Below are 19,257 nucleotides of genomic sequence, written 5' to 3'. Positions count from 1 at the left end.
CGGGTTCGGCCGGTTGGAGAGGTTGTTGCCGGGGATTTGCCTTGTGGAGGGGACGCGGCGCAGCCAGATGTGGTCAGCTTCCACCACACACGTGACATTTCGGGCACCCCGTTAGGCGGGTTGATGGAGGTTCGTGATGGAACGGCTGAAAGTGACGTCCGCTGATCAGGGCGACCGCGTGGTCATCTCTCCGTGCGGGGAGATCGACATGGCGACCGCGGGCTGCCTGCGGACCGAACTGGTGGAGGCTGAGGTCGACCTGGTGAGGCGTGGAACGGCGCCTGTCATCGAGATCGACATGAGCCAGGTGACCTTCATGGACTGCTCCGGACTACGCGTGCTCGTGCCGTTCCGGTGGCGTCTCATGGACGCGGGCGGCTCTCTCTGCCTGACCCACGTGCCTCCACGGGTGCATCGGGTGCTCGTCCCGCTGGGACTCGACCGCCTGCTGGAGGCGCCGGCCTGAACGTCGGCCTCCGAGGAGGATGAGTACGCCGGCCTGCTCGCCGAAGCGGTGGTCCGGCTCGCCGTACTGGGTGTCACGGTCTGGTGCTGGTGGGGAAGCCGGTCCAGCGTAGGTCGGGTGGGAGGTGGCTCAGGTCGTTGAACATCACCAGGGTGGGGGGCAGGCCGGGGCGGTATTCGATGATCGTGAGGGCGGTGTTGGCGCTGTTCAGACCGAGCCAGCGGTACGGCGGAGCCTCCAGCGCGTGCCGTACGAGCCACGCGATCGGGTAGGCGTGGGTGATCAGGACCTCGTGGGTGTCGGTGTCGGGGAGCTGTGTGAAGCGGGCGACGAGTGCGTCGGCGAGGCGGTGGCCGTGGGCCGCTTCGGTGGCGTCGTAGCCGTCGAAGAAGCCGGTCCACGACGGGGGCGTCTCGGCGGGGCGGGGGACATAGGGCACGTGGTCGATGAGTTCGGGGGCCTCGGCGACTGACGCGGTCGGGAGGTGGCGGGCGAGTTCGTGGGCGCTCGCGGTGACGCGGGGGAGTGGGGAGTGCCATACGGTGTCGATCGGTAGGTGGGCCAGGCGCTCGCCGAGTAGGGCCGATTGCCGGCGGCCGGTGTCGGTGAGGTTCCCGAAGGGGTCGGACGCGCCGTGGCGGGTCAGGTAGAGGTGGCGAGTCGGCATCGGGCGGACCGTCTCCTTTCCGTTCGGTCGGCGATCAGGGGTAGGTGATGGTGCCGGTGGAGCCGTTGATGGTGATGGTGGTGCCGTCGCGGAGCTTGGTCGTCGCGGCCGGGGTTCCGAGGACGGCGGGGATGCCGTGTTCGCGGGCCACGATGGCGGCGTGGGAGAGCATGCCGCCGGTTTCGGTGACGACGCCGGCGGCTATGCGCAGCAGCGGTGTCCAGGCGGGGTCGGTGAAGGGGCAGATGAGGATGTCGCCGGGGCGCACGCGGGAGAAGTCTCCGGGGCCGCGGACGATCCTGGCGGTGCCGGTCGCCGTCCCTTGACTGCCCGGGGTTCCGATGAGCGTGCCGACCGGAGTGCCGGACTGCCGGGAAGGCTCGGTTCGTTGGGGAAGGGCGGCGGTGATCGGGCGGGCTTGGAGTACCCAGAGGCGGCCGTCGGCGATGGCCCATTCGATGTCCTGCGGTCCGCCCTGGAGTGCGGCGATCTCCTCGCCCAGTTCGGCGAGCCGGGTGGCGGTCGCGTCGTCGATCGTGGGGTGTTGACGCGCGGAGGCCGGTACGTCGCCGAGCACGAGCCGGTCGCCGTGCCGGTCGAGGCGGGTGTGTTTGTCGGCGATGGTGCGGTGGATCGTCCCGTCGCCGGTGACGCGGTAGGAGTCCGGGGTGACCTTGCCCTCGACGACGCTGGGGCCGAGGCCCCAGGACGCCTCGATCTCGGTCGGGCCGTCGGGGCTTGAGGGCGTGAACATGACTCCGGAGACCTCGGCGTCCAGATGGCGCTGGACGATGACGGCCATCGCGAGATCATGATGGCCCCGGTAGCCGACGGCTCGGGAGGTGAAGAGCGAGGCCCAGCAGGCGCGTACGGCATCGGCGACCTCGACGGCTCCGCGCACGGCCAGGAAGCTCTCGTGCTGGCCGGCCGCCGAGGACTGGCCGGTGTCCTCGTTCGCGGCCGAGGATCGCACCGCGACGGGTGGATCGCCGAGCCCGGCGAGCGCGTGCCTGAGCTCGGCGGTGTCGAGCGGGTGGGCCTTGAGCGCCTGCCGTACCGCGTCCAGGTCGTACGGCCCGCCGAGGTCCAGATCGCGGGCGGCGGTGAGGTAGGTGGCGAACGGGACGACGAAGCCGTCGGGGACCGGTAGTCCCGCGCGGAGCAGGGCGCCGAGCGCCCCGGCCTTGCCGCCGCAGGTGTCGGAGACGGCCTCCGCCAAGGCTATGATCACTCGCCCGCCTTTCAATGTTTTATTGACAACGTTTTGTTGATTGTGCACGATGGGTCCATGCCGCGCAAGCAGGACATCGCCCACACGGCTCAAGCCGACAGCGCCCAGGCGGACCGTGAGAAGGAGGCGCGTGAGCGCCTGCTCGACCGGGGCGCGGACGCGCTCGACCCTCGCCCGTGGCGGCCGCCGCCCGTCCCGCCTTCGGCGATCGACCTCGTCCAGTTCGCCGTCTGGCGACAGGCCGAGCTGAGCCCGGAGGACACCCTGAGCGCGCTCGCCCTTCTTCCCGCCGCGCGGGCCGAGGTCGACGGGCTCGAATCCGCCCTGCTGTTCATCGCCCGCAGCGCGGGACTGACCTGGGCGCAGATGGCGCAGGCCATGGGGTTCAACTCCCCGCAGGCCTGCCAGCAGCACTACAACCGCCTCACGGCACGACAGGACGCCGACACATGACGCACGATTCCGCCCCTGACCTGCTGGTGCTGCATGCCGTACGCATCACCGGGTTCGCCGACACGCCGGTGATCGCCCGGCGGTACGGGCTCGATGCGGCCGAGACGAAGGAGACGCTGTACGACGCGGAGGCGCGCGGCTGGGTCCAGCACTCCGCGTTCGCCGGCACCGGGGGCTGGTCGCTGACCGAGCGAGGGCGCACCGAGAACGAGCGCCTGCTCGCGGCCGACCTCGCCGCCGCCGGGGGCGGTGGCGAGGTCCGTGACGTCTACCGCGAGTTCCTGCCGCTCAACGCGTTGCTGCAGCGAGCCTGCACCGACTGGCAGATCCGGCCCACCGACGGTGACCGGCTCGCCGGCAACGACCACTCCGACCCCTCCTGGGACGCCAGAGTTCTGGACGACCTCGCGGTGGTCGGGCGTGGGCTCTTGCCGCTCTCTGATCGGCTCGGGAGGGTTCTCGCCCGGTTCCGTGGCTACGACGCGCGGTTCGCCTCCGCCCTGGCGCGCGCTCGGGCTGGGGAGGTCGCCTGGGTCGATCGCACCGACGTGGACTCCTGCCACCGGGTCTGGTTCGAGCTCCACGAAGACCTGATCGCCACCCTCGGCATCGACCGCCACACGGAACCGTGACGCGCATCGGGGGCCGGCCGAAGGTCGTGGTGAGGCGCAGGAACCCCCACCCGTCATCGGTAGGTACGGCCCGCGACCCGGACGAGCCGGAATCGGCCGGTCAACGGCAGCGGCGGTCGGTCCTCTTGCCTATGCGGACGGTGGTGCGGGGGCGCCTGGTGGTGGTCGTGCCGAAGGGGTCGTCCGTGGTCGTCTCCTCCTCGTCCTCCGGCTCCTCGTCTTCCAGGTCCTCGGGCGTGTAGTCCAAGGCGGCGTCCTTCGCCTGGCCACCTTTGCGGCGGGCGCGGTAAGTCGTGGCGTAATCCGTGGTGAAGCGGAAGGAACCGCCCTCGGCCTGGCCGCCGATGCTCGGAATGGCCCTGTCGAAGGGGATGTAGTACCAGGCGTGCCGGGGTTTCCGGCGGTCGCAGAAGGTGTAGGCCACGCGGATGCGGCTGGGCTTGCGCACGCATATCTCCACCCGGTCGTCGATGTCGACGGTCTTGACGGACTCGCCCGGGCCGCCCTTGGCCGGCACCCAGCCCTGCAGGCAGCACCACGACAGGAACTCGCCGACCGTCCCCATGATCGCGTTCGCTCCTGGCATGCGCGACGGCCTGCCGCCGGAAGGCGGGCGGGGGCCGGACGAACCCGGTCCGCGGACGTGACGCCGCACGTGCCGGTCAGCGGCGGCGTCCGGTGAGGGTGTGGGCGACGTGGCCGACCACCGGGGAGGCGAGCCACAGGTAGGGGACGACGCCGGCGATCCAGACGCAGGCGACGGTGGTCGCGGCCCAGTAGAGACCGATCGTCCACCCCACCCAGGCGTCCGAGCGCAGGCGGGCCAGGTCGGTGCCGGGGCGGCGCAACCCCTGGCGGAGCACGAGGCTGACCAGCAGGGCCTGGCTCACCAGCACGGCGGTCACGTTGCCGGCGAGCAGCCCGACCGCGAGGGCGGTCCCCGCGTCCTGCCCGGTGGCTTCGTCCGCCAGCCCGAAGACCGTCGTGCCGTACGGCAGGAGCACGGCGAAGATCAGCAGCGGGACGTGCGCCGCCACCAGCGGACCGGACAGGCGCTCGATCTGGTCGAAGAGCCGGTGATGGGCCCGCCACACCTGCCACAGGACGAGGAAGGTGACCACGAAGGCGAAGAACGAGCTGACCTGCTCGGCGAGGAACCCTGCCAGGTCGGGGAGGTCGCTCGCTCCAGGGCGCGGTATCTCCAGGACGAGCAGCGTGATCGCGATCGCGAGGATCGCGTCGGTGAAGGCGGCCACCCGTTCCCTGCCGAGCCCGGACGGCACGTCCGGAGTTTGGGCGGCCACGGCGGATCTCCATGTCAGAAGGACTGGACGGTCAGCGTGTCACGCGGCCGGACATCGCAGCGGCGCGCCGTCTCGATCCTTGGTCATCTTCTGACCGGCGGCTCAGAGACAGAAAACCGTCCAGGCGCATAGCATTGTTACTCAATGCAACAGATCATTTACTTTGCGCTACAATGGGAGTTCGTGTGAAGGTCGCCTGCGTCGGCGGCGGGCCCGCCAGCCTGTACTTCTCGATCCTGATGAAGCGGGTGGACCCGTCCCATGACATCACCGTCTACGAGCGGAACCCGGCCGGGGCGACGGACGGCTGGGGCGTGACCTACTGGGACGACCTGCTCTACGACCTCCACCGGGCCGACGCCGAGTCCGCGGAGGCCATCATCGCCAACTCGGTCCGCTGGGACAGCTGGGTCGCCCACGTCGGCGACAGCGAGCCCGTGACGGTGGATCACTGGGACGAGGGCTTCGGCATCGGCAGGCGTGAGCTGATGGGCATCCTCTCCGACCGGGCCCGTTCCCTCGGCGTGCACATCGAGTTCGAGCGCGAGATCACCGACGAGGCCGAACTGGCCGGCGCCGACCTCGTCGTGGCCGGCGACGGCATCAACAGCGTGCTGCGCGAACGCCACAGCGACCACTTCGGCACCGAGGTCGCCGTCGGGCGGAACATGTACATCTGGCTCGGCACGACCAGGGTGTTCGGCCCTTTCACCTTCGCCTTCACCGAGACCGCGTACGGCTGGATCTGGTGCTACGGCTACGGCTACGGCAAGACCAACAGCACCTGCGTCATCGAGTGCTCACCCGAGACGTGGAAGGGGCTCGGGTTCGACGAGGCGAGCGAGGCCGACTGCCTGACCATGCTGGAGAAGCTCTTCGCCGACGTCCTGGACGGCCACCCGCTGATCGGCCGGGCGCACTCCGGCGGCAGCGCGCGCTGGCTGAACTTCCGCACCCTGACCAACCGGACGTGGTCCCGCGGCAACCTCGTGCTGGTGGGCGACGCCGCGCACACCACGCACTTCTCCATCGGCGCGGGCACCGCCCTCGCGCTCGGGGACGCCGCGATCCTGACCGCCGCGCTGCACGAGAAGCCGGATCTCGAGACCGCCCTCGCCCGCTACGAGCGGGCACGCAAGTCCGCGATCCGGCCCACCCAGAGATCGGCCCGCTACAGCGCCCAGTGGTACGAGAACCTTCCGCGCTATGTCGGCCTTCCGCCCGCGCACATGTTCACACTGCTCAGCCAGCGCCACTCCCGGCTGCTCCCGCACGTCCCGCCACGGCTGTACTACCGGATCGACAAGGCGGTGGAACGGCTCATCCTGGGGGTGAGCCGGGCGGCGGCCCGGATGCGCGGCCATGACGACGAGGGCCCGCCGACGAACTGAGCAGGCGCCGGGCGCCGGCGCCCCTGGCGGTTCGCCGCCTGAAGGCCCGGCTGGATCGTGCGTCCTTCACGGCCTGGCCACCCCCAGGGCGGGGATGCCTAGAGCGCGGACAGAACCCGCTCGAGGCCCCAGCGGAACTGTTCGGTGGAGACGTACGCGGCGATGACGTCCGCCGCCGCGTGTGTACGCGGGAAGGCCTCGGGATCGACGACGAAGGCGGACCTGCGGGCGGCGATCCGCTGGGCCTCCGGTGCGACGGCGTCGGGGCCCGCTTCCTCGATCTCGGCGGCTTCCAGCGCGATCGCGCCCAGCACGTAGACCATGACGGTGTAGGCGGCGCGCGGATCCGGCAGCGCCCCGAGCAGGCTTTCGCCGACCCGCAGCGCGACGGGGCCGGTGAACGCGGCGCCGAGGATCGAGGGCACCGCCCTGGGATGGCGCATCAGCACCTCGCGCAGATTCAGCGCGAACGTGACGATTCGCTCGTCCCGCGTCCTGGTCGTGTCCTCCAGCAGGCCGAGGTCGGCGGCGCCGAGCAGCCGGTCGGTCAGCGCCGTCACGATCGCCGCACGGTCGGGGAAGTAGGTGTAGAGCGCGCCGGGCGTCAGGTTCACCTGGGCGGCCAGCGCCCGCATCGTCAGCCGGCCGGCGTCGATCAACTCCAGGGCGGCGTCCAGCAGAGCCTCGGGGTTCGCCGAACGTTGCGGTCCTCTCTTCACAAGCTAACTCTAAACGGTGTTTAATGCTGAACATCGTTCAGAGTTAGGAGTGGCGCCATGAGATGGTTCCTCACCGCGGGTGTGCTCGCGGCCAACACCGCCTTCGTCGGTCTGGGAGTCGCGTTCGGCTATCCGGACGTCCTGGCCGAACCGCCGGCGGAGATCCTCGCCAGGTTCGCCGCCGACCAGGCGACGATCTCCGCCTGGTTCCTGCTGCTGGCGCTGGGGGCGGGCGCGCTCATCCCCGCGGCGGTCCTGCTCGGCAGGAGGCTGCCGCCCAGCGCGGCCGCCACCCTGTCGGTGCACGCGGGCGTGCTGGCCGGGCTGGTCCAGGTACTCGGCCTGCTCCGCTGGCCGTTCGCCGTACCAGGGCTGGCCCACGCGGGGCAGCCAGAGGTGGCGGAGACCGTTTTCTCCGCGCTCCACGGCTACCTCGGCACCGGGATCGGCGAGACTCTCGGCTACCTGTTCACGGCAGCGTGGACCGTCCTCCTGCTGGTCGCGCTGCCGGGGTCGCCGCGCTGGTTCGGTGTCCTGGGCATGGGCTCGGCCCTGGCCATCGCGGCGGGGGTGTTCGTACCGCTCGGTCTTCCCGGCGCCGACCTGGCCAACTTCGCGGGCTATGTCGCCTGGAGCGGATGGGCGCTGTGCCTTGCCTTCCTTCCGGCGCGGACCACCGGCCTGACCGCCGGTGTCCCCTCCCTGACCTGATCGGAACCTTCCCGTGGAGGAGCCTGGGCCTCTCCAGGGCGGATCGATCACGACGATCTCCGTCGCCGCGGGGACCCGGGTTTCCTGCTCCCCGCCTGCGTGCCGCGCGCTACCGCCCCGTGGTCCGATGGTGACGTGGGCGGTGTGGTCGACGATCAGCAGGAGCCCTCCGGGGGCGACCTCGGCGGCCGACTGGCGCAGTACCGGCCGGCGCCGGGCGGTCGGCGTCCTTCACCGTCCATGTCTCCGATCGCTCGTGACCCGCGCGCTTTCCTCGGCCACGGTCCGGGCCGAGAACGGCACCTCGGCCTCGATCCGGGCCGAGGATGTCTCTCCGGCCCGGCGGTGCTCGACGACCGCGCGTTCGATCTCCTCGGCGATGAGGGAGGCGTTGCGCGCCGCCGCCGTCGTCACCCCGGCAGCGACGGCCTCGTGGCCAGACGCATGCCCACGTAGGCCCCGATCCCGGTGATCATCGCGTGATGCGTCCTGACCCGCCTGAACTCGGCGAAGCCCAACTTCTCGTACAGGCGCAGGGCCGGGCGGTTGTTGTCGGCGACGGGGTCGAGCACGTACTCGTCGTACTGCGGCAGGGTGAGCAGGTGGCGGATGACGGCCGTCGCCACGCCCTGGCCGCGGAAGTTCAGGCCGGTCGCGACGAACTCCAGCGAGGCCATCCCCTCCCTGGCGTACGGCAGGGCCTTCTCGAATTCCCGCTTGAACGAGATGTCGGCGATCGTCCCCTTCAACCAACCTAAATGCCTGCGCAGCTCGCGCCGGTCGTGCCGGACCGCCCGCTGCCGCCCGTCGGTGCACGCGACGATGCCCGCCGGCTCCCCGTCGACCAGCCCGACGTAGAACAGGTCGAGCACCAGCATGTGCGCCAGGGCGTCGGTGAGCTTCTCCGGATCCTTGGAGAAATACGACAGATCTGGACCGAAGCCGTCAACGAAGATCCTCGTGATCGCCTTGCGGTAACTCTCACCCAGGTCCGCGGCCCGCTTGACCTCGATCATGGTTCAGCCTTCCTTCCGTCGGGTGATGAGCGCCTCGACGCCGTCGAGGAGCAGGGTGAGTCCGAAGACGAAGTCGGCGTCCTCGACCCACTCAGGCGCGGCGCCGAACGCGCCGGACTCCAGCGCCGCCGCCAGCCCCGGATACCCGTCGGCGTCGACCAGCTGGGAGAGCATCGCGGCGTAGCCGGCCGGGCCTTCGGGTCCCGCCTCGTCGACCGTCCCGCTCATGGCGACGGCGAGCGTGGCGGCGCTGACGGCGTAGGCCGACAGGGTGGTGGTGATGTTGACGGCCTCCGCCGCCGCCAGCCCGGCACCGGTCAGCATCGTCAGCGACCGGTCCAGCCAGCGCAGGGCGCGCGGGCCGACGGGCGGGGTGAGCGGCGCGACCTCCAGCAACCACGGGTGGCTCGCCAGGAAGTCGCGGTGGGCGCGGGTCCACGCGGCCAGGTACGCGCGCCAGGAGAGGTCGCCCGGCTCGGGCGGGTCCGGGGCCGCCGTGTCCACCATCGCGGCGAGCAGGTCGTCCTTGCTTTCGACGTAGCCGTACAGCGCCATCGTGGACACGCCCAGCCGGGCGGCCACGCTGCTCATCCGCACGCCGGCCAGACCTTCCGCGTCCGCGATCACGATCGCGGCGTCGGCGATCCGGCCGAGCGTCAGGCCGGGGCGGGGACCGCGGCGCGACGCCGGTTCCCGCCCCCACATCCGCGCGACCACCGTGGGCAACTCCCGCTCTGCTTCCATCACTCACCTCTCCAATACCGTACGAGATACATTGTATCGCGTACGGAGAAGGGTGTCCTTCCTGTCCCCGATCGAACAGCAGGTCCTGCACGCGCCTGCCCGCCACGACACCGGCGAGACCGCGGCACGCGCCCACGTCGCCGACCTGCCGGCTCGCCTGGGCAAGGAGGAGGCGGTGTCCCTGGGAGTGCCGCTCGTTCGGGGTACTGGCCTGACCTCCTTCACCGTCGTCACCCTGCCTACCCTGGGGTTATGGGCCAGATCGACCACCGCGCCGAGGTCCGCGAGTTTCTCAGCTCACGCCGGGCGCGCATCACTCCGGAGCAGGCGGGGCTGCCCGCCTACGGCGGCAACCGTCGCGTCCAGGGGCTGCGGCGGGAGGAGGTCGCGATGCTCGCCGGCGTCTCCATCGACTACTACGTCCGCATGGAGCGCGGGAACCTCTCCGGCGCCTCCGACAGCGTGCTGGACGCTCTGGCCCGCGCCCTGCAGCTGGACGAGGCCGAGCGTGAGCACCTGTTCTCTCTCGCCCGGACCGCCGGCCCAGGCTCTCGCCGCCGCCGTACGCCCCCGGCCACGGTGCGGCCGGTGATCCAGCAGGTGCTGGATGCCATCACCGACGCCCCGGCCTGGGTGCGCAACGGCCGCCACGACATCGTCGCCACGAACCGCCTGGCCCGCGCCCTCTACGCCCCCGTCCTGGCCGACCCGCGCCGCCCGGCGAACACCACCCGGTTCGTCTACCTCGATCCGGCCGCGCGGGAGTTCTTCGTCGACTGGGACCGGATCGCCAACGACGCCGCCGCCATGCTCCGGCTGGAGGTGGGCCGCAACCCGTACGACCGGGCGCTGATCGAGCTCGTCGGTGAGCTGTCGACGCGGAGCGAGGTCTTCCGGCAGCGCTGGGCCTCCCACGACGTGCAGTTCCACCGCAGCGGCCAGAAGCGGCTGCGCCACCCGGTGGTCGGGCAGCTCGACCTGAACTTCGAATCGATGGAGCTGCCGTCCGAGCCCGGCCTGACCCTCAACGTCTACACCGCCGCCCCGGGCAGCCCCGCCGCCGACGGCCTGAAGATGCTCGCCAGCTGGGCGGCCACCCAGGACCTCGCCGAGGCACAGCCGACGGCCCCGGACCAGAGCTGACCCACGCTCCCGGCATTCTGACTCCACCTCCCCGAGCGCGCGATCCGCTGCGCGAAACCATCCCCGCACCGCGCAGTGGGCCCGTCACCCCTGGCTGGGGGGTTCTGCCATTACCTGTAACAGCAGGCCCTGCCGCATGTCATAGCGGGCCTGTTTGATGGAGCTGACCAGGGAAGCCCGAAGCCGCGCCGGCCGCACATCGGCCGGATCGGCCACGAGTTTCCCTGGCTGCCGGTCCGATCGGTGCCGATGCGTCCCGGTGCGCAGCCCGGTCTGAGGGTGGCGCCGCCCGTGCAGGCGGACGACACCCGCGACTTCCGCCGCCCGATCTCTGCGGCGGCACGGATTCACCTGTAACGGACCTGGCCTGGGACGGCCGGACGATCGGCCCCGGGCAGGCCCGACGACGAAGACAAGAGACGGAAACCCCGATGCGAGCTACCTTCCTGTACGGCGCCGGTGACGTGCGCGTGGAGACCGCGCCCGATCCGGCGATCCAGCAGCCCACCGACGCCCTCGTGCGCATCGTGCGCTCATGCGTCTGCGGCAGCGACCTGCACCCGTACCACAACCTGCCGGCCGCCGAGCAGGGCACCCCGATGGGGCACGAGTTCCTCGGCGTGGTCGAGGATCTCGGCGCCGAAGTGTCCGGGCTCAGGCGTGGTGATCTGGTGGTGGCGCCGTTCGCCTACTCCGACAACAGGTGCGCCTTCTGCCGCGAGGGCCTGCACACCTCCTGCCCCAACGGCGGCTTCTGGGCTTCCGGCGGCGTCGGCGGCGGCCAGGCCGAGGCGATCCGCGTCCCGCAGGCGCAGGGCACCCTGGTCAAGCTGCCCGTCGGCGAGGACAGCGAGCTGCTGCCGTCGCTGCTGACGCTGGCGGATGTGTACGGCACCGGCTACCACGCCGCCAAGCGGGCCCACGTCACCCCGCGCACCACGGTGGCGGTCATCGGGGACGGCGCGGTCGGGCTGATGGCGGTGCTGTCGGCCCGGCGGCTCGGCGCCGAGCGGATCATCCTGATGGGCCGCCACGGCGAGCGCACCAAGCTCGGCCTCGACTTCGGCGCCACTGACGTCGTGCCCGAGCGCGGCGCCGAAGGCGTCGAGAAGGTGCGCGAGCTGACCGGCGGCCAGGGCGTCCACGCGGTCCTGGAGGCGGTCGGCTACATGAACGCCTACGAGACGGCATTCGGCATCGTCCGTCCCGGCGGTGTCATCAGCCGCGTCGGCGTGCCGCAGTACGAGGACGCGCCGATCGGGTTCGGCAGCCTGTTCGGCTCCAACATCACGCTGACCGGCGGCCCCGCCCCGGTGCGCGCCTACATCGAGAACCTGCTGCCCGACGTGCTGAGCGGCGCGGTCGAGCCTGGCCGGGTGTTCGACCGGACCATCGGCCTGGAGCAGGTGCCCGACGGCTACCGCGCGATGAACGACCGCACCGCGCTGAAGGTCCTCATCCAGCCCTGACCGAAGGAGCACGATGGCCGCCACGCCGGGCAGCATGACCTGCCTGGTCCACGGCACGGCGGCCGTGGGATTCGAGGGGATTCGAGGGGATCCGAGAACGTCAGCGGTCTGCCACCACGGCCACCGGGTGGTCGATCTGCGGGCGGGGGAGCAGACAGCGCGGGCCCGCCCCCGGTTCCAGGGGCGGGCCCGACGGCGCGGCGGTCGCTACTTCAGGTAGGGGTTGCGGCGGACGATGTCCAGGCCGCCCCACCACGTGCCGAGGCCGAGGGTGTTGCCGGCGCCGGCCATGGCCAGGCCGATCAGCACGATGGTGTAGACGATGTGGTCGTCCATGAAGGGGTTGGTGGCCAGCGGCAGTTGCGCGGCCCACATCAGCATCAGCATCAGGCCGCCGGCGGCCGCCGCGACACGGGTGCCGATCCCCAGGACGAGCGCCAGGCCGATGCCGAGCAGGCCGGCCATGAAGTGCCAGTCGACCCAGGCCTGTCCGGCGAGGCCGGCGAAGAGCCCGCCGAGCGCGTTCTCGCCCGTGCCCTTCAGGAAGCCGGTGGTGGGGCTGCCGCCGTTGATCCAGGCCTTGGCGGCGGGGGTGGCGAACCCGAAACCGAAGGTCTTGTCCAGGAACGCCCACAGGAACACCCAGCCGAGCGCGATGCGCGCGACGGCCCACACGTAGTCCACCGGGCGCTTCTTCGGCGTCGCGGGGGCGGGGGCGGTGATGCGCTGTGCGTGGATGGCGGTCATCGCTGCACTCCTTGTTTTGGGGTGCTTCCAGCACACCGCCTGCGCGCTCCGCGGGGCAGTGCCGGAAGGACTCGCTGCGGAAGGACCTTCGGCCCGTTCGGTCCGGGACTTCCGCCGCACCCCGCTCCTCTCCAGCCGGAACGCCAGGCCCCGGCAACGCGCAGGGCCGCCCCGGGTGGGGGCGGCCCAGACGTCAGCCGGGCCAGGCGGCCAGGCCCTCGCGGCGGCGCTGATGGACCGGCGCCGGCTGTTCCAGACGCGTCAGGAGGTGACGGCTCCGGTCAGGCGCCGGCGGAAGACCCAGTACGTCCAGGCCTGGTAGGCCAGCACGACAGGGGTGAAGACGGCCGCGACCCACGTCATCACCGTCAGGGTGTAGGGGCTGGAGGCGGCATTGGTCACGGTCAGGCTGTTGGCCGGGTCCAGCGCGGGCATCACGTCGGGGAACAGGTTGCCGAACAGCGTGACCACCAGGGCGACGATGGCGAGCGCGGTGCCGGTGAAGGCCCAGCCGTCCCGGCCGCGCAGGGTCGCGCCGACCGCGGTCACCAGGCCGCCCGCCGCGACCACCACGGCGATCCAGGTCAGCGGGTTGTCCACGGTGAGGACCAGGAACAGCCCCGCCAGGACGGCGGCCACCGGGCCGAGCAGCCGGGTCACCCGCGTGGCCCGCTGCCGCAGCTCTCCGGTCGTCCGCAGGGCCAGGAACGTGGCCCCGTGAAGGGCGAACAGCGCCGCCGTGGCGATACCGCCGAGCAGGGCGTAGGGGTTGAGCAGCGTGAGGAGGGTGCCGGTGTACTCGTGGTCGGCGTCCAGCGGCACGCCGCGCACGACGTTGGCCAGCGCCACGCCCCACAGCACGGCCGGGCCGAGGGAACCCCAGAAGAACGCGCGGTCCCAGCCCTTGGTCGAGGTGGACTTGTTGCGGTACTCCAGCGCCACGCCGCGCACGATCAGCGCCAGCAGGATGAGGAACAGCGGCAGGTAGAAGCCGCTGAACAGGGTGGCGTACCACTCGGGGAAGGCGGCGAAGGTGGCGCCGCCGGCCACCAGCACCCACACCTCGTTGCCGTCCCACACCGGTCCGATGGTGGCGACCATGGTCCTGCGGTCGGCCGCGCTCCGTCCCAGCACCGGCATGAGCATGCCGACGCCGAAGTCGAAGCCTTCCAAGACGAAGTAGCCGGTCCACAGCACGGCGATGAGCAGGAACCAGACGGTGGTGAGTTCCATGGTGTTCCTCAGTAGCTCGGGGCGGGGACGGCGTCGGGGTCGGACTCGAGCGCGGGCTGCTCGTGCGGGCCGATCCTGATGAACTTGAGCAGCAGCCTGATCTCGATCACCGCGAGGATCGCGTAGGCCAGGGTGAAGCCGACCAGCGTGATGGCCACCTCGGCCACGTCCACGCCGGGCGAGACGGCGGCGGCGGTGCGCATGATCCCGAAGACCGTCCACGGCTGGCGGCCCACCTCGGTGAAGATCCACCCCATCGTGTTGGCCGCGAACGGCAGCGCGATCCCGACGAGCGCGACGCGGTAGAACCAGCGCGACTCCGGCAGCCGTCCGCGCCGCGTCAGCCACAACCCGGCCAGCGCCAGCAGCGCCGCCAGCATGCCGAAACCGATCATCAGCCGGAAGGTCCAGTACGCGACGCCCACCACCGGCCGGTAGTCGCCGGGGCCGTACTGCCGCTCGTAGCGGGCCTGGATGTCGTTGATGCCCTCGACCTCGCCGTCGAGGGTGTCGGTGGCCAGCAGGCTCAGGCCGTACGGGATCTGGATGTTGATGTGGTTGCGGCCGTTCTCCACGTCGCCCACGGCGAACAGCGAGAAGCCGGCGGCGCGCTCGTCCTCCCACAGCGCCTCGGCGGCCGCCATCTTCATCGGCTGCTGCTCGGTCATGATCTGCGCCTGCCAGTGGCCGGAGAAGGCCACCCCGATCGAGGAGATCATGGTGACGACCATGGCGAACCTGGCGGAGGTGCGGAACAGGTCGACGTCTCGCCCGCGCATCAGGAACCAGGCGCTCACGCCGAGGACGAAGGCGCCGGCGGTGACGAACGCGCCGAAGATGACGTGCGGGAAGGTGACCAGGGTGGTGGAGTTGGTCAGCACCGCCCAGATATCGGTCAGCTCGGCGCGGCCGTTGTTGATGCGGTAGCCGACCGGGTGCTGCATCCAGGAGTTGGCCGCCAGGATGAAGTAGGCGGAGATGTTCGTGCCGATCGCGGCCACCCAGATGGTCGCCAGGTGCAGCCGTGGCGACAGCCGGTCCCACCCGAAGATCCACAGGCCGAGGAAGGTCGATTCCAGGAAGAAGGCCATGAGCCCTTCCATGGCCAGCGGCGCGCCGAACACGTCCCCGACGAAGCGGGAGTAGTCACTCCAGTTCATCCCGAACTGGAACTCCTGCACGATGCCGGTGACCACCCCCATCGCGAAGTTGATCAGGAACAGCTTGCCCCAGAACTTCGTCAGCTTGAGGTACTTCTCCTTGCCGGTGCGGTGCCAGGCGGTCTGCAACCCGGCCACGAGGATCGACAGGCCGATGGTCAGGGGGACGAACAGGAAGTGGTAGACGGTGGTGATACCGAACTGCCATCGCGACAGATCAAGGACATCCATGCCTGACAGCGTCGAGGTCGCGCCTGGTGCGGGCGTAGGGCCGGCCGACCCTGCGCGCCGGGACCTTGGTCCTTTCCGCCTGATCAGGCGCCATCTGGGCGGGGTGGCGGAGCGAGTGTGCCGGCCACCCTCTGCCGTCTCCCGGCCGCCACGGGCCGTCGCGGGTCAGACGGTCACCGGCAGCGCGGCCAGGCGCCACCTCGCGCGCCCGTAGCGGGGCTGCGGGGTCGCGCAGCAGGTCGGGGTCGGTGAGGTCGATCTCGGGATCACCGCGTCCGCTTTGAGATGTTGGGAACATTCAGATGATGATGTCATCCAGATGGCGACGCTATCGTGGATCTCCCAGGACGGCAACCGCCGACGAGGAGGACGATGGGCCGGCTCAGCAGGGCAGAGACACAGGAACGCAACCGCGCCAAGGTGCTGGCCGCGGCCAGGGAGGAGTTCGCCGAGCGCGGCTTCCGCGACGCCAAGGTCGACGGCATCGCCGAGCGGGCCGAGCTGACCCGCGGCGCGGTCTACTCCAACTTTTCCGGCAAGCGCGCGCTCTACTTCGCGGTCATGGCCGAGCTGGCCGAGCGGCCACCGGACCCGCCGCACCAGGAGCCCGGCCGTACGGCAGGCGAGGCGCTGCGCGCCTTCGCGCGCGCCTGGCTCGCCCGGCTGCCCCTGGCCACCGACGACCCCCGCGGCCAGGCCAGGCTCGGCATGGACGTGCTGCCGGAGGTGCTCGCCGACGAGCGGACCAGGACCGCGTTCGCGCAGCTGATGCGGCTCGACGCGATCCTGCTCGGGCTCGCGCTCGAACGGCTGGACCTGGGGGAGGGCGGGCGCCGGGTGCGCGCGGCCGAGGCCGTCCTGACCACCCTCCACGGCGCGAGCCAGCTGGCCGCCGCCGCGCCCGGCTTCGTGGAGCCCTTCAACGTCGTCACCGCCTGCGAGCGGCTGGCCGGCCTCGACCTCGACGACCGATGGCCGCCACCGCACCTGGCCTGGGCTCCCGAGGCGCGACCGGCCGGCGGGCCGTGGGCGCCTCCGCCTGCGTTCGACGCCGTGACGGGCCGGCCCGTACCGCTGGCCGACGACGGCGTGGTGGCGGTGCTCGGCCTGCACCGGCTCGAGGCCGCTGAGGAGGCGGTGCGGGCGGCGCCGCCGGGAACGCGGATCACCGCCGTGGTGGTCACCGGTGATCCGGCGGAGCTCCTGCCCCTGGCGAGGCTGGCCGTGGCCGAGGTGACCGGCTGCCTGCGCCAGGCGTTTCCCGCCGCGGCCCAGCCGCCGCTGGGCGTCGTCTGCGACGAGTCAGGCGCGCCGGCCGCGGCGGCGGGCGTGCAGGGGGCCGATGACGGGACCGAGGTGGCCGTCCGCGTGGAGGCGGGACGCGTGGTCGCGCGCGCGGAGGGCCGGGGCGCCTGCCATGCCGTCGCCTCCACGGTCCCGTCGCGGACCACACTGTCGTGACCAGTTTGCTAATGTGGTCATGAGTCACTGGTCATCAAGGAGGATTCATGGCCGCACCACCGGGCGCCGCCGAACGGCGGGCGCGCGCCGACCGCATCCTCGACGCCGCCAAGGACCTGCTCCTGCGCTGGGGATACCGCCGGGTGACGATCGACGAGATCGCCAAACGCGCCGGAGTCGGCAAGGGCACGGTCTACCTGCACTGGCGCTCCCGCGAGCAGGTGTTCCTGGCCGTCGGGGCGCGCGAGGCGGTGGCGATGATCACCGAAGTGGTGGCCGCGATGCGCGCCGACGCCGCCGAGGTCGCGCTGCACCGGTACATGCGCAGGTTCTTCGTGACGGCGATGGAGCGGCCGGTGCTGCGGGCCATCTTCACCAGGGACGCCGACACCATGGGCGCCTTCCTCGACAGCCCCGCGCGCGGGCCGCTGGAGGGTGCCAAACTGCTGGCCTCGCGCGACTACCTGGGCGTGCTGGCCGAGCACGGGCTGCTGCGCGAGGGCGTGCGCCAGGAGGACCTGGACTACGCGCTGCCCACGATCGCCTACGGATTCTTCGCCATCGAGCCGCTGCTGCCGCCGCAGCTCACGCTCGGGCTGCAGGACAAGGCCGACCAGCTGGCCGTCACCCTGCACAGGACGTTCGGCCCGGAGCGGACGCCCACCGGAGCCGACTGCGCGCCGGCCGCGGGCAAGGTGATCGAGATCTTCGAGCGGCTCGGCCGCGACTTCGAGCAAGCGGTGTACGGAGGCGACGCATGACCGTGCTGGGCCTGCACCACGTCGGCCACATCGTCAGGGACATGCGGCAGGCGGTCGAGCGGTACGGCACGCTCGGCTTCAGCCTCCCGCCGGCGGCCTACCCCGTCCTGCCCCCGGCGCCCGGCGCGCCCGCCGAGCCGTTCGGCGTGGCCAACACCCACGCCTACTTCCCCGGCGACTTCGTCGAGCTGGTGACGCTTGCGGGCAGCGCGGCCACGGGCGCGATGCCGGACGACGCCCGGCCGATCCCGCTGCGCGTTCCCGACGACCGGCTGCCCGGGATCGTGGCGGCGATCCGCAACACCACCGCGAACCTCACCGCCTGCCTCGACCGGTTCGAGGGCGTGCACATCCTCATGTTCGACACCGACGACGTCGGGCGTGAGGCTGTGCGGCTGGAGGAGCAGGGCGTGGAGCACGGCGGCGTGCATGCCGTACAGCGCCCGGTCGAGACCGAGCACGGCACCAGGATGGAGCCGGTGCGCTTCCTGGAGCTCGACGGCGCCACGCCGGGGCTGGTGGCCGAGGGCAGGGTGGGGCTGGCCGAGAACGGCGGGTCGGACCACGGACCGCACCCGAACGGCGCGGTGGGCCTGGTCGAGTGCGTGCTGTGCGTGGCCGACGCCGAGCTGCCGCAGGCCGAGGAACGGTACGCGCGTTACCTCGGGCTGCCCGCGCGCGGCGATGGCGGGACCAGGGTGTTCGGCCTGCGCGACGCCGACATCACGCTGGTCGGCGCGTCGGCTCTGGGAGAGCTGCTGCCGGGGGAGCGGCCTGCCGCCCTGCCGGGGTTCGCGGCGTACACGGTGGCCACCCGCGATCTCGGCGCGACCGAGCGGCTGCTGCGCGGCAGGGGAGTGCCGCTCGGCAGGACGGCCAGGGGCGAGATCTTCGTCCCCGCCGCCGCCGCGCTCGGCGTCGCCGTCGTCTTCCGCCAGGCGAGCTGACCTTCCACTCACCCGGGTCGGGCTTCGAGGAGGCTGAGCGCAGAAAACAGCGGCAGGGCGCGGATGCTGAAGCGGGCCTGTGTGAGGACCCCGACTGCGACTTCTCTCAGGTGAGGACTATCTGGAACTCCTGCCTGTGAACTGGCAGAAGATCAACGCCTACGGAATCCAGATCGACTACCGTACCTACGACTGCCCGGAGCTGGACCCGTGGCGGACGCAGCACGAGGCTGTCCGCCACGGGGACAGAGAGTTCGCGGAATTCCTGCGCGCGGCGTTCGACAAGGAGGACGATCCGGCCGCGGCGATCGTCGCCTGCACCCGCGACCTGGCCAACGGGCTGCGCGAGTCCGGCTGGCTGGACGGTTGCCCCGTCACGACCACGGCGTTGGAGAGCGCCGGCCGGGCGCCCGAGATCCAGCAGGCCGCAGAGGACGCCGCTCCCACGGGTCGTCTTCGTCGCCACTCCGTGCAGCAGCTCCTGTAGGTGCTGCTCGTCACCGAGGCGTGGCCAGCGGCGGTGCGTGTCGGCGTGGCGCGCTCCCCCTCGGTACGCAGCCGACATAATAAGGCGAACAGCCTGGTCAGGACGAATTTCCAGGTGTCTTCGCCTGACCTTCCCGGCCGTCCATCATTGCCTGCGTTCCATCACCGGGCAGACAGAACCGCACGACCCTCCAGGTGCTGCCCTATCGGCCACGCCAGAGCGACACGGTCCGGGTATTCGTGCACTGCCCTCCTGCGGCGAACCAAGCGATCATCGGCTCCACC

22 protein-coding genes are annotated in these 19,257 nt (G+C 71.3%); 11 read left to right on the top strand and 11 right to left on the bottom strand.

The genetic code is table 11. The features are described 5' to 3' along the window. The first annotated feature begins 136 nt into the window (after positions 1-136). Positions 137-466 (top strand): STAS domain-containing protein, encoded by a 330-nt coding sequence (locus ABZX22_RS14185; RefSeq protein WP_354908382.1) that lies wholly within the window; start codon positions 137-139, stop codon positions 464-466. Between the two features lie 73 nt (positions 467-539). On the opposite strand, the gene ABZX22_RS14180 is transcribed toward ABZX22_RS14185, so the two are convergent. Then, the gene (locus ABZX22_RS14180; RefSeq protein WP_354908381.1) at positions 540-1,133 is read right to left on the bottom strand and encodes a histidine phosphatase family protein; all 594 of its coding nucleotides are present in this window, start codon (positions 1,131-1,133) and stop codon (positions 540-542) included. 34 nt (positions 1,134-1,167) lie between these two features. After that, positions 1,168-2,364, bottom strand: a complete 1,197-nt coding sequence (locus ABZX22_RS14175) for a PEP/pyruvate-binding domain-containing protein (protein ID WP_354908380.1) — start codon at positions 2,362-2,364, stop codon at positions 1,168-1,170. Positions 2,365-2,421: 57 nt separating this feature from the next. Here ABZX22_RS14175 and ABZX22_RS14170 point away from each other — a divergent pair, with 57 nt between their 5' ends. Together ABZX22_RS14170 and ABZX22_RS14165 are read left to right on the top strand one after the other, a co-directional pair. Next, entirely contained in the window at positions 2,422-2,817 is a 396-nt protein-coding gene (locus ABZX22_RS14170; protein WP_354908378.1) for a DNA-binding protein, read from the top strand. Then, entirely contained in the window at positions 2,814-3,449 is a 636-nt protein-coding gene (locus ABZX22_RS14165) for a transcriptional regulator (protein ID WP_354908377.1), read from the top strand. Before ABZX22_RS14170 ends, ABZX22_RS14165 begins: the two co-directional genes overlap by 4 nt. A 100-nt stretch (positions 3,450-3,549) precedes the next feature. Here ABZX22_RS14165 and ABZX22_RS14160 read toward each other — a convergent pair whose 3' ends face one another. Continuing rightward, on the bottom strand, positions 3,550-4,035 hold the full coding sequence (locus ABZX22_RS14160) for a hypothetical protein (RefSeq protein WP_354908376.1): 486 nt from the start codon (positions 4,033-4,035) through the stop codon (positions 3,550-3,552). Positions 4,036-4,111: 76 nt separating this feature from the next. Beyond that, positions 4,112-4,753: a TMEM175 family protein gene (locus ABZX22_RS14155; RefSeq protein WP_354908374.1), complete on the bottom strand. Its 642-nt coding sequence runs from the start codon at positions 4,751-4,753 to the stop codon at positions 4,112-4,114. A gap of 173 nt (positions 4,754-4,926) precedes the next feature. Here ABZX22_RS14155 and ABZX22_RS14150 point away from each other — a divergent pair, with 173 nt between their 5' ends. Then, positions 4,927-6,144: an FAD-dependent monooxygenase gene (locus ABZX22_RS14150; protein ID WP_354908373.1), complete on the top strand. Its 1,218-nt coding sequence runs from the start codon at positions 4,927-4,929 to the stop codon at positions 6,142-6,144. 98 nt (positions 6,145-6,242) lie between these two features. Here ABZX22_RS14150 and ABZX22_RS14145 read toward each other — a convergent pair whose 3' ends face one another. Beyond that, positions 6,243-6,863, bottom strand: a complete 621-nt coding sequence (locus tag ABZX22_RS14145) for a TetR/AcrR family transcriptional regulator (RefSeq protein ID WP_354908372.1) — start codon at positions 6,861-6,863, stop codon at positions 6,243-6,245. A 57-nt stretch (positions 6,864-6,920) separates the two neighbouring features. Here ABZX22_RS14145 and ABZX22_RS14140 point away from each other — a divergent pair, with 57 nt between their 5' ends. After that, positions 6,921-7,574, top strand: a complete 654-nt coding sequence (locus ABZX22_RS14140; RefSeq protein ID WP_354908370.1) for a DUF4386 family protein — start codon at positions 6,921-6,923, stop codon at positions 7,572-7,574. A 231-nt stretch (positions 7,575-7,805) separates the two neighbouring features. On the opposite strand, the gene ABZX22_RS14135 is transcribed toward ABZX22_RS14140, so the two are convergent. From ABZX22_RS14135 to ABZX22_RS14125, 3 genes are read right to left on the bottom strand one after another with little or no spacing between them, the layout of a single operon-like run. Next, on the bottom strand, positions 7,806-7,988 hold the full coding sequence (locus tag ABZX22_RS14135) for a hypothetical protein (protein WP_354908369.1): 183 nt from the start codon (positions 7,986-7,988) through the stop codon (positions 7,806-7,808). Then, positions 7,985-8,590 (bottom strand): GNAT family N-acetyltransferase, encoded by a 606-nt coding sequence (locus ABZX22_RS14130; RefSeq protein WP_354908368.1) that lies wholly within the window; start codon positions 8,588-8,590, stop codon positions 7,985-7,987. Before ABZX22_RS14130 ends, ABZX22_RS14135 begins: the two co-directional genes overlap by 4 nt. Before the next feature lie 3 nt (positions 8,591-8,593). Continuing rightward, complete coding sequence (locus tag ABZX22_RS14125; RefSeq protein ID WP_354908367.1) at positions 8,594-9,334, bottom strand: TetR/AcrR family transcriptional regulator C-terminal domain-containing protein; 741 nt, start codon at positions 9,332-9,334, stop codon at positions 8,594-8,596. Between the two features lie 261 nt (positions 9,335-9,595). On the opposite strand from ABZX22_RS14125, the gene ABZX22_RS14120 reads away from it, so the two are divergent. Both ABZX22_RS14120 and ABZX22_RS14115 read left to right on the top strand, forming a co-directional pair. Continuing rightward, on the top strand, positions 9,596-10,477 hold the full coding sequence (locus ABZX22_RS14120; RefSeq protein ID WP_354908880.1) for a helix-turn-helix transcriptional regulator: 882 nt from the start codon (positions 9,596-9,598) through the stop codon (positions 10,475-10,477). A gap of 431 nt (positions 10,478-10,908) precedes the next feature. Further along, positions 10,909-11,946 carry a zinc-dependent alcohol dehydrogenase family protein gene (locus ABZX22_RS14115; protein ID WP_354908365.1) on the top strand — a complete coding sequence of 346 codons (1,038 nt, stop codon included), beginning with the start codon at positions 10,909-10,911 and terminating at the stop codon, positions 11,944-11,946. A gap of 207 nt (positions 11,947-12,153) precedes the next feature. Here ABZX22_RS14115 and ABZX22_RS14110 read toward each other — a convergent pair whose 3' ends face one another. From ABZX22_RS14110 to ABZX22_RS14100, 3 genes are all read right to left on the bottom strand, one after another. Beyond that, positions 12,154-12,693 carry a hypothetical protein gene (locus ABZX22_RS14110; RefSeq protein WP_354908364.1) on the bottom strand — a complete coding sequence of 180 codons (540 nt, stop codon included), beginning with the start codon at positions 12,691-12,693 and terminating at the stop codon, positions 12,154-12,156. Between the two features lie 261 nt (positions 12,694-12,954). Further along, positions 12,955-13,926, bottom strand: coding sequence for a cytochrome d ubiquinol oxidase subunit II (gene cydB, locus ABZX22_RS14105; protein ID WP_354908362.1), 972 nt, complete (start codon positions 13,924-13,926; stop codon positions 12,955-12,957). Positions 13,927-13,934: 8 nt separating this feature from the next. Beyond that, entirely contained in the window at positions 13,935-15,317 is a 1,383-nt protein-coding gene (locus ABZX22_RS14100; protein WP_354908360.1) for a cytochrome ubiquinol oxidase subunit I, read from the bottom strand. Positions 15,318-15,689: 372 nt separating this feature from the next. Here ABZX22_RS14100 and ABZX22_RS14095 point away from each other — a divergent pair, with 372 nt between their 5' ends. The 4 genes from ABZX22_RS14095 to ABZX22_RS14080 all read left to right on the top strand — a co-directional run bounded on the left by ABZX22_RS14095 (position 15,690) and on the right by ABZX22_RS14080 (position 18,973). After that, entirely contained in the window at positions 15,690-16,778 is a 1,089-nt protein-coding gene (locus ABZX22_RS14095) for a TetR/AcrR family transcriptional regulator (protein ID WP_354908359.1), read from the top strand. 47 nt (positions 16,779-16,825) lie between these two features. Continuing rightward, a complete protein-coding gene (locus ABZX22_RS14090; protein ID WP_354908357.1) occupies positions 16,826-17,539 on the top strand; it encodes a helix-turn-helix domain-containing protein in 714 nt (237 codons plus the stop codon). Continuing rightward, on the top strand, positions 17,536-18,486 hold the full coding sequence (locus ABZX22_RS14085; RefSeq protein ID WP_354908356.1) for a VOC family protein: 951 nt from the start codon (positions 17,536-17,538) through the stop codon (positions 18,484-18,486). The genes ABZX22_RS14090 and ABZX22_RS14085 overlap by 4 nt, the downstream gene beginning before the upstream one ends. A 136-nt stretch (positions 18,487-18,622) precedes the next feature. Further along, positions 18,623-18,973 carry a hypothetical protein gene (locus tag ABZX22_RS14080; RefSeq protein WP_354908355.1) on the top strand — a complete coding sequence of 117 codons (351 nt, stop codon included), beginning with the start codon at positions 18,623-18,625 and terminating at the stop codon, positions 18,971-18,973. Positions 18,974-19,257: the final 284 nt, after the last annotated feature.

It is taken from the genome of Nonomuraea sp. NPDC003804 (assembly GCF_040610675.1).
Lineage (GTDB): Bacteria > Actinomycetota > Actinomycetes > Streptosporangiales > Streptosporangiaceae > Nonomuraea.
The sequence above is the reverse complement of the archived record's forward strand: the minus strand, read 5'-3'. Positions and strand labels throughout refer to the sequence as shown.